At 57.9% G+C, this 9,235-nt stretch carries 7 protein-coding genes; 2 read left to right on the forward strand and 5 right to left on the reverse strand.

The genetic code is table 11. From position 1 onward, the window contains the following. Positions 1-121: 121 nt before the first annotated feature. The 5 genes from QZR17_RS06805 to QZR17_RS06825 form a co-directional block, all read right to left on the reverse strand. Positions 122-850, reverse strand: coding sequence for an energy transducer TonB (locus QZR17_RS06805; protein WP_297129300.1), 729 nt, complete (start codon positions 848-850; stop codon positions 122-124). A gap of 129 nt (positions 851-979) precedes the next feature. Further along, the gene (locus QZR17_RS06810) at positions 980-1,675 is read right to left on the reverse strand and encodes a zinc metallopeptidase (RefSeq protein ID WP_297129302.1); all 696 of its coding nucleotides are present in this window, start codon (positions 1,673-1,675) and stop codon (positions 980-982) included. A 6-nt stretch (positions 1,676-1,681) separates the two neighbouring features. Then, positions 1,682-2,974 (reverse strand): adenylosuccinate synthase, encoded by a 1,293-nt coding sequence (locus QZR17_RS06815; RefSeq protein ID WP_296158829.1) that lies wholly within the window; start codon positions 2,972-2,974, stop codon positions 1,682-1,684. A gap of 135 nt (positions 2,975-3,109) precedes the next feature. Next, on the reverse strand, positions 3,110-3,652 hold the full coding sequence (locus tag QZR17_RS06820) for a hypothetical protein (protein WP_297129304.1): 543 nt from the start codon (positions 3,650-3,652) through the stop codon (positions 3,110-3,112). 252 nt (positions 3,653-3,904) lie between these two features. Further along, a complete protein-coding gene (locus tag QZR17_RS06825; RefSeq protein ID WP_297129307.1) occupies positions 3,905-6,307 on the reverse strand; it encodes a TonB-dependent receptor in 2,403 nt (800 codons plus the stop codon). A 272-nt stretch (positions 6,308-6,579) separates the two neighbouring features. Here QZR17_RS06825 and QZR17_RS06830 point away from each other — a divergent pair, with 272 nt between their 5' ends. After that, on the forward strand, positions 6,580-7,638 hold the full coding sequence (locus QZR17_RS06830; RefSeq protein ID WP_297129311.1) for a lysylphosphatidylglycerol synthase transmembrane domain-containing protein: 1,059 nt from the start codon (positions 6,580-6,582) through the stop codon (positions 7,636-7,638). A 33-nt stretch (positions 7,639-7,671) separates the two neighbouring features. After that, entirely contained in the window at positions 7,672-8,841 is a 1,170-nt protein-coding gene (locus QZR17_RS06835) for a glycosyltransferase family 4 protein (protein WP_297129314.1), read from the forward strand. Positions 8,842-9,235 lie beyond the last annotated feature (394 nt).

Genomic DNA, 9,235 nt, shown 5'->3' on the forward strand with positions numbered 1-9,235 from the left:
ATACCTATAGAGACATCAGCAGTCCTGCTCCGGTATACAGTCGTATATCGGAGCCACCACCAGCGATTGAGCGTGCTGCTCTGCGGTCTGAGGGCAAGGACTGACATGGTAGAGTCTTGGATTAGCGAAGCTTGAAGGTCACAGGGAGATTGAAGCGGCAGCGAACCGGCTTACCAGTCTGCATACCGGGCTTCCACTTCGGCATAGACTCCACGACGCGGACGGCCTCCTTATCAAGAGAGGGGTCTACACCGCGGGCAATCTTTACATTGGAGACAGAGCCGTCGCGCTCCACGACGAAGCTGACCATTACCTTGCCCTGGATGTTATTCTCAGCGGCGATGGCAGGATACTTCACGTGGTCATTGAGCCACTTCAGCATAGCGGTCTGACCGCCGGGGAACTCTGGCATCTCCTCGAGGAACTCGAAGATCTGCTCCTCCTCTACCTTCTCCTGCTTACGACCCTGCTGTGCAGGTGCCGGCGGAGTAAAGGTCTGCTGCAGCTTGTCGAAGGAGTCGTCCACAGAGGCGATCTCCACATCGGCAACCTTGACGTCATCCTCGACGACCTGGAGGATCTCCACATTCACCGGAGCCTCCTCGGGCTCGGGGGGTGGGGGAGGGGTCTCGTCGGGTGGCGTGATCATAATGTCCTCGACTTCCTCGATGACTGCGTCAGACTGTACATCGTCCACCTTGACGTCGTGTGTACCCCACTCAAAGGCTACAAACACGAGACCCAGGGAGACGAGCAAGCCCATCAAGAAGTACGTGCCCTTGTTTTTCTCAAGGTCAGCACGCTTAGTCTTCTTGACCTGACGGTCCTCGACGTTCATGTTATTGCTCATGCTACTTGTAAGTTATAGAGTTTTTTGTTGGTTTCGTCATACTCCTCCGCAGTCGAAGCTACGGACTTGTCCACAAATGTACTCTTTTTATTGAGAAAACAAAGCACATCCGGGGGAGAAATACTTTTTTCACCTCCTACTACCGCTATATATCGATATGTAGTAAAGCAGAGTTGCAAGCGATCCTACTGCCGCAATCACGTAGGTGTAGGCGGCGCTACGTAGCGCACTGACGGCGTACTTGTGGTCCTCAGGACCAGTTACCCCGCTTCGCTCCAGCCAGCCGAGAGCGCGTCTACTCGCATCGATCTCCACAGGCAGGGTGACGAAGCTGAAGAGCGTCGTCGCGGCAAAGAGGATGATCCCGAAGAGGAGCAGCTGGGGGAAGACCCGCACTAATAGCAGCCCGGCAAGCAGCACGATGCTGAGGATATTGGAGGAGAAGGTGACCACAGGTACCAGAGCTGTCCGCAGGCGGAGCATGCTGTACCCCACGTGGTGCTGCAGGGCATGCCCAGTCTCGTGTGCCGCTACGGCAGCGGCGGCGACGCTCCTTGAGGAGTAGACCCCCTCGCTGAGGTTGATCGTCCGGTCGCCGGGGTTGTAGAAGTCTGTCAGCATCCCTTGCGTCGGGCGCACCTCCACATCGGTGATGCCACTCTCGCGAAGCATCTTCTCAGCCACCTCCTTGCCGGTGAGTCCGTCGTGGAGGGGGATCTTGCTGTACTTGCGGAATTTTGACGTCAGGCTCCTCTGGATGATCATCCCGACGATCATCACCACGAAGAGGAGGATCCAGAGGAGTGTGCTTGTGGAGCCGGTCATGGTCGATCAGATCTCTCTCAGGATGATGGTCTGCTTGCGGTCCGGACCGACAGAGACGATGGAGATGGGTGCCCCCAACTCCCTCTCGATGAAGCGCATGAAGGAGGTGAAGGCCTCCGGTAGATCCTCAGCTCGGGTGATGCCAGTGAGGTCGCACTTCCAGCCGGGCAGGGTGGTGTAGATCGGCTCGATCTCGGCATTGATGTCAAAGGGGTACTCCGTCGTCTCCTTCCCATTGACCCGGTACTTCGTGCAGACCTTGATCTCCTCGAAGCCTCCCAGCACGTCGCCCTTGGTCATGATCAGGTCGGTGACACCGCTGAGCATGGTGGTGTACTTGAGCGTCACGAGATCGATCCAGCCACAGCGGCGCTTCCGTCCGGTGACCGCGCCGTACTCGTGTCCCACGCGGCTCATCTCGTCCCCGGTCTCATCGAAGAGCTCTGTCGGGAAGGGCCCCTCGCCGACGCGAGTGCAGTAGGCCTTGAAGATCCCAAATACCCGACCGATCCGGGACGGTGCCACACCGAAGCCGGCACAGCAGCCCGAGGCGATCGTGGTGGAGGAGGTGACGAAGGGGTAGGAGCCGTAGTCGATGTCCAGCAGACTGCCCTGCGCCCCCTCGGCGAGCACATGCTTGCCCTCGCGGAGGGCGTCATTGACAAAGTACTCGCAGTTGATCAGCTTGTAGGCTCTCAGCTTCTCAATCGCGTCGAAGAACTCTCTCTCCAGCTCAGCAAAGGAGGCCTCCTGGAGAGGGTCGTGACCCAGCAGGTCGCACAGCATGCGGCGATGACGCTCCCGATGAGCCTCGTACTTGGCGCGGAAGTCAGGGGTCTCGATGTCGCCGACGCGAAGTCCGTTGCGACTGATCTTATCGGTGTAGGTCGGTCCGATGCCCTTGCCGGTGGTACCGATCTTTGTGCTTCCCTTGGCCTGCTCATTGGCAGCATCGAGGAGACGATGGGTCGGCAGTATGAGGTGGGTCTTGCGAGCAATGCGCAGCCGCTCGTGGAGCACCACGCCGGCCTCCTCCAGCTCCTCGGCCTCCTTGGCGAAGAGGATTGGGTCGAGCACCACACCGTTACCGATGATATTGACAGACCCGCTCTGGAAGACTCCCGACGGCACAGATCTCAGGACGTGGGTCTTGCCCTCGATCTCCAGCGTGTGACCGGCATTGGGGCCGCCCTGGAAGCGTCCGACGATATCATAATGGGGGGTCAGCACATCGACCACCTTTCCCTTTCCCTCATCGCCCCACTGCAGTCCCAGCAGGACATCTACCTTATTATCCATAGCTCAGTATCTATTCTATCTTACTATATCTGTGAGTACAAATATAGCAATTTCGCCACTCTTTCATCCGCAAAGGAGTCGGAGAGGGCGAAACGCTCTCTCCGACTCCTCTCTCTCTTGCCGGTGCCGATAGACCTACTTCGCTATCACTTCCACCCTCTCCTCCTTGAAGTCCAGTCTCAGTGTGATGAGGAGAGGACCCCTGTCCGGACGCTTGATGATCTTGTCGCCGATCCGTATGCTCTGCAGCACGAAGACGCTGTCCATAATGTATCCCTCCCGTCCGTGAGCGAAGGTCATGGTGCACTCGAGGGGAATGCTCTGAGTCTTGTAGGCAATCTTGATCCGTGACTTGACGGTCCCCTTTCTCTCTCCCTTCATCACGGAGGAGGGAATGGGTGCCATGAAGTTGATGTAGCAGTCATTTCCCTTGGTGACAAAGGAGTAGGGGATCCGGTTGCCGCCTCGCTCGGTATCAAAGATCATCAGATCTCTGACCAGGGCATCGTTCATAACTGGCTTCCCCATCCAGTCCTCCAGCCGGATCGCCACGTGTGTATCCCTGACCCCTTCCGGCTCGTGCATATCGATCGGCTCGCGGCTCCCGTCCTTGCAGGAGAGCAGTGAGGAGAGGACGATCAGTCCGAGGGATAGTCTGAGGATAAGGTTTCTCTTCATGGGATAGTGCTTGTTCAGTGGTTGGTATGTAGCCGGGAGAGGTGATGACATAGACGATCGGCTCCTCTCACGACAAAGGTAGGCAACAATCCTATCCCAGACCGCTCTTTTCTAATACCGATATTAGAGTCATCTAATATCGGTATTAGAAAAGCCTAATATCGGTATTAGATGACTCTAATATCGGTATTAGATCCGGAGGACCCCCACGTGCTGACAGTCAGGCTCTCGCGATGCGGTCCGTGCAGCCGCTCAGCGGACGGTGAAGCTGATGCGCCAGGTCGCCATAATGGCGAAGCCCTGGAGCCGCATCGCCGTGTAGTCGTTGGTCCGCTCGTTGTAGGTCATGGCCATGACGTTGCGGTAGTTGGTGACATTCTGCAGGTCGAGGCCATACTCCTCCGTGATCCGTCTTCCCGGGTGGCGGAAGCCCAGCTTAATATCGGTCCGGAAGTAGGGCTTCATCCGGAGGGTGTTACTCTGCTCAGCATCGAGGACGGGGCGCTTCTGGGCTGCAGACTGCTCCCTCAGGAGTGGCGTGTAGCGCATACCTCCGGCGACGGTACTCTTGAGGTCTGCCGTGAGTGTCCACGACTCGCTGAGGGCGTACTCACCGCCGCCGGTGAGGTTGAGGATGTACCCGCTGTCCATCGCCGTGTGCCACCGCTTGGAGGAGGAGCCGGTGGTGTAGGTGGAGCTGAAGAGGGTCGCATTGGTGAGGAGGTAGTAATTCTTGGAGATAAATTTCTCCAGCGTCAGCTCCACGCCGACGTTTCGCCCGGTTCCGCGATTGACAAGACTTGGCAGGGGGACGATGCAGTTGTCATCCGAGACGCCGACATTGAGCATACTCCAGGCGGAGGTGGGGTCCTGCTGCACCGGGATGTCAAAGAGGTGCTGGTAGTAGCCCTCCACCTTGAGGTGCCAGTCGGGGGCAAAGGCCCAGTCGTAGTAGGCGTCCGCATGCCAGGCACGAGACGGCTTAAGGTCCCTATTGGTCTCCTCGTCCGAACCTGGTATGCGGGCGAAGTAGAAGGTCCTCGGCTGGAGCTGGCTGTAGAGCCCTCCCGCCAGTCCGAGGATATGGGACGGCGCCGGCTCGTACATAAGTCCCAAGCGTGGCTCGAGAGTCTTATATATATTGAGTGTAGTCATCATGCCGTGGAGACCTGCGGTGAGAGCCCAGCGCTGGGAGGGCTTGTAGCGGTACTGACCATAGAGACGCACCACACCAAATCGCCCCTTCTCGCTTACCGTGCCCGCATCCGTTGCTATCGGTATGTCAGCGTGGTAGTCCACCTGATAGATATCTCCTGTCGCTCCCGCCACCACGAGAGAGGAGAGGTCGGGGTGCCAGGTGAGATCGGTGTGGAGGGAGTACTTGATCTCCTTGGAGGTGTCCTTCATCACCCGCTCGTAGTTGTCCGTCAGCTCACCATTCTCCTTGAGTTGCTTCCTGACATCGAGGTCAAGGGTCGTACGGACGAGGGAGAGGGTAGTGCGCTGCTGCACCTGCTTGCTCCACCGGGCATCGTGGGTGAGGCCGATGATGAGATTGCTACTGCCCTCGTCGATGAGCTGATTGTAGCTGTCGAGCGCCCCCTCATCCTCGATGTCGATCATAGCGTCTTTCTCTGACACCATTTTCTCTGTGTCGATCTTGATGAAGCTCTTCCCCCAGAGAGTCATGAGGGAGAGACTGTGCCGGTCGTCGGCGTGGAGGGTGACCTTGGCCGTCAGGTCCTGATACTCCGGCACGGCGGGGAGCTTCATCAGCTTCAGTCCGCTCATGATCCGCGGAACGGAGTAACGGTAGGAGATGAGGTAATTGGACTCGCTCCCTACAGGGATTGGTCCCTCGAGTCCCAGCTCCAGACCACCGTAGCCTGTCTGCAGCCAGCCCTCGTGGTGTGCGGTGTTGCCGGGGCGCATCGTCAGGTCAAAGATGCCAGAGAGGGCGTTGCCGAAGGGGGCCGGCCAGGCGCTGAGGTGGAAGTCAGAGTTGGTCAGCAGGTTGGTATTGATCATCGAGACCTGCCCGCCAGTGAGACCGATGCCGGCATTGAAATGATTGAGATTGGGCACCTCGATGCCATCGAGGACCCACTGCAGGCCTATGGGGCTATTGCCACGGATGATGATGTCATTGCGGCTGTCGTTGGCGGGCATGACGCCGGCAAAGCTCCGCACCATACGTGCCGGGTCTCCGAGCGAGGAGGCAAAGCGGTAGGTCTCATCGGTGCTGAAGCTCCGCCCCCCGGCGAAGCTCAGCGGGTCGAGCGTCTTGCTCTTGTCGTAGGGAGCGGAGACCACCACCTCACCCAGCACGACATCCAGGGGCTCCAGCTCTACATCGAGGACCGTCTCCTTGGTCGGCATCACGGTGACCGACAGCTCGCGGCTCAGGAAGCCGATGCTCCGCACCTCGATCGTCTGGCGCCCGATGGGTGCACGGAGCTCAAAGGTCCCGTCCTCTCCCATCGTGGTGTAGACCAGTGGGTCTGTCCCCCGAACAAGGATCGTGGCGGCGGTGATGGGTGCATTGGGGTTGGCGCTCGTGATCCTACCCCTGACGGTCCCCTGCCCGAGGGCGACCAAGGGAAGGAGAAGGAGGATGCCGAGCAGCAGGATGGCTTGACGACTGAATGACGACATAGCAGTACTATGCTGAGTGATGTTTTCTGGTGACTTAATGCCCCAAAGTTAGCTTTTTCTTATGACAAATTGGTTTCTTTGTCGTTACAGATTCAGACCTTTTCAGAATTAAGTGTTTCTCCGAGAGTCATCCGATGTGAGACTACTCACTAATGGTCAACCATCCCCGACCCTGCTGCAAGATGCTGATGCGCATTAGTGTATGACTATATCAGGAAAATAGTGTATTATTGCACGCTCCCAACCAAAGAAGCAGAGCAGGATCAAGGGATATGTCCAATAGAAAGAAGCCTTTGCCCCGAGGCGAAGCGAAGTCCAAGCGGATCATCAAAGTCGTCACCTGGAGTCTCCTCGTGGTGGTGATGGTGCTGGTCGTCCGCTTCGTCGCCTCGGTGGACTTCTCTGCGCTGGGGGACCTGCTCCGAAAGACTCCGGTGATGCTCCCCTTAGTCGTCCTGATGTCCTTTATCTCCTATGCGGCATCTAATGCTGCGTGGAATCTCTGTCTCAGCGTCGGCGGGGAGCGGAGCCTGCCCTTCTGGAGGCTCTTTATCTACCGACTGATAGGTGACATGCTCGCGCCTTTCAACCCCACCGGCGTGGTTGCCGGTGAGACGGTGAAGGTGATGCTGATGCGGCGCGACGGGATCTCTGTCGAGCACGCCCTTAGCTCCGTCCTCACCCATAGGGGGCTAGTGATCCTTGCCAATGTCCTGATGACGATCGTGTCAGTCTTCTATATCCTGATGGGGAGTTCGATCCGTGGGACGCAGGGCGTACTGGTCGCTCTCGGCACGGTGGCGGTGATGGCCTTTATCTTTTATGGTCTCTTCCGCATGCTCGTCCATCCGCGGTTGCTGATCGGCCGGACGGTGGACAGCCTTGCTCGGTGGACGCACTGGTCTCTCCTCTCCGAGGAGCGGATCCGCAAGACCTACGCTGCCAATCTCGAGGCGGCACGGTTCTTTCACCGACACAAGCGTCGCTTTTGCCTCACGCTTGGGCTCTGTATGGTCCACTGGGTCTTCGGAGCAATGGAGTTTTTCGTCATTTTTACCACACTGGGGCTCCACGTCACGGTGATGGACGCCATAGCCGTGGAGATGGGCGTGGGGATCTTCAAGACCCTCGGCTCGGTCATCCCCGGACAGCTGGGTATCGAGGAGTACGGGAATAAGGTGATGCTCGACCTCATCGGTGTGCAGAGCAACGAGGTGTGGCTCGCTGCCTCGCTTATGAGGCGAGGGCGTCAGCTCTTCTGGCTCGGAGTGGCGGGGATCGCCTCGCTCGTGGTCTATCGCCGTCATCCGGCAGTGCGGAGTGGGGAGTAGACCTATTTTTACCATGAACTACTCTGACATCCCATGATCGGAATGAAGCCTGAGATCCTTTGTATCTCGCATAAGTATCCCCCCTCCACCGGAGGGATGGAGCGGCAGAGCTATGAGCTCATCAAGGGGCTCAAGACCTACTATAAGGTCCACTCCTTTACCTATAAGAAAGGAGATCAACCCAAGGTGGTCTGGCTCGCCGCGCTCAAGCGACACATCATGGAGTGCCTCGAGAGCCATCCCGAGATACGGTTGATCCACCTCAATGACGGGGCGATGGCCTCCGCCTCGCTCTGGATGCAGAAGGAGCTCGACATCCCTGTCGTCGTCACTTATCACGGGCTTGACGTCACCTTCCCGCTGGACTTCTATCAGGATAAGCTCATCCCCAAGCTGGAGCAGTACAGTGCGTCGATCTGTGTCAGCGAGTACACCCGCCAGCAGTGTCTCAAGCGAGGATTTGACCCCGAGCACACCTATACGGTGCCAAATGGCGTCGATGTGTCGCTGGCGGATAAGCCTGATCGCCGGGAGGAGATCATCGAGGAGCTGCTGTCGCGAGGGGTAGACGTGCGTGGCAAGCGGGTGATCATCGCCAGTGGTCGCTCGGTGAGGCGGAAGGGCTTCTCGTGGTTTATCAAGAATGTGTTACCCTCTCTCGGACCCGATGTGGTGCTGCTGATGACCGGACCTCGGCGGCAGGAGCAGTCCTTCATGCAGTCCGTGACACGGTACATACCATGGAATGACCTGCGACTCTTCCTCGGGGCACCCACCGATGAGGCAGAGCTGGACGAGCTGCTGGAGACGACCCCCGGCGTCTATCACCTGGGGCGGGTCTCCTTTGAGGACCTTATGGCGCTCTACTCGCTGGCGGACCTCTTCGTGATGCCCAATATCCCTGTCGAGGGGGACCAGGAGGGGTTTGGCCTCGTCGCTCTCGAGGCAAGTGTGCGGGGAACCTGGGTCGTAGCCTCCGGCATAGAGGGCATCACCGAGGCGGTGATCGAGGGCGCCAATGGCACCCTCCTTCCTCCCGAGGATCCCGACTGCTGGGTCGCCAAGATCCGCGAGCTCCTCTCGATGCCACAGCAGGAGCTGGCGGAGTGGGGCAGGAGGGGGCAGTCCTACACCACCGACCACTTCTCCTGGAGCCGCATGGTCGATGGCTACAAGGCCGTCTTTGACCGCTACATCAGATAGCGAGATCCATAGCCATAGTCCTTTTTTTGCCCTCCACGCCTCTTTGTTTCTTGGCTGAAGGGACTATTCTCGGTGTCACATAAAGGACATAACCCAAGCCCTATCTCGTGTGCCCAAGCGAGATGATCAGATTGAGTGAATTTCTTTTCGGATTTTTTCTATCTGTAAATCAAGACGATACAGGTGTGTAGCGCATCAATTTTGATGGCAAATGCGAGAGAGGGCTTGCAGGAAGTGAGAAATGTTGTACCTTTGCACTCGCAAAGCCGAGAGGGGTACGCTCCTGAGGCTCCGGCAGAGGTCGGGGTGAGCGGATCAGGAAAAAGAATTTTCCAGGCCGCTTGCAGGAATGAAAAACTTTCGTACCTTTGCACTCACATCACCGCCCGAGGGG

Origin of the sequence: uncultured Porphyromonas sp., from assembly GCF_900541275.1 — a bacterium.
GTDB lineage: Bacteria > Bacteroidota > Bacteroidia > Bacteroidales > Porphyromonadaceae > Porphyromonas_A.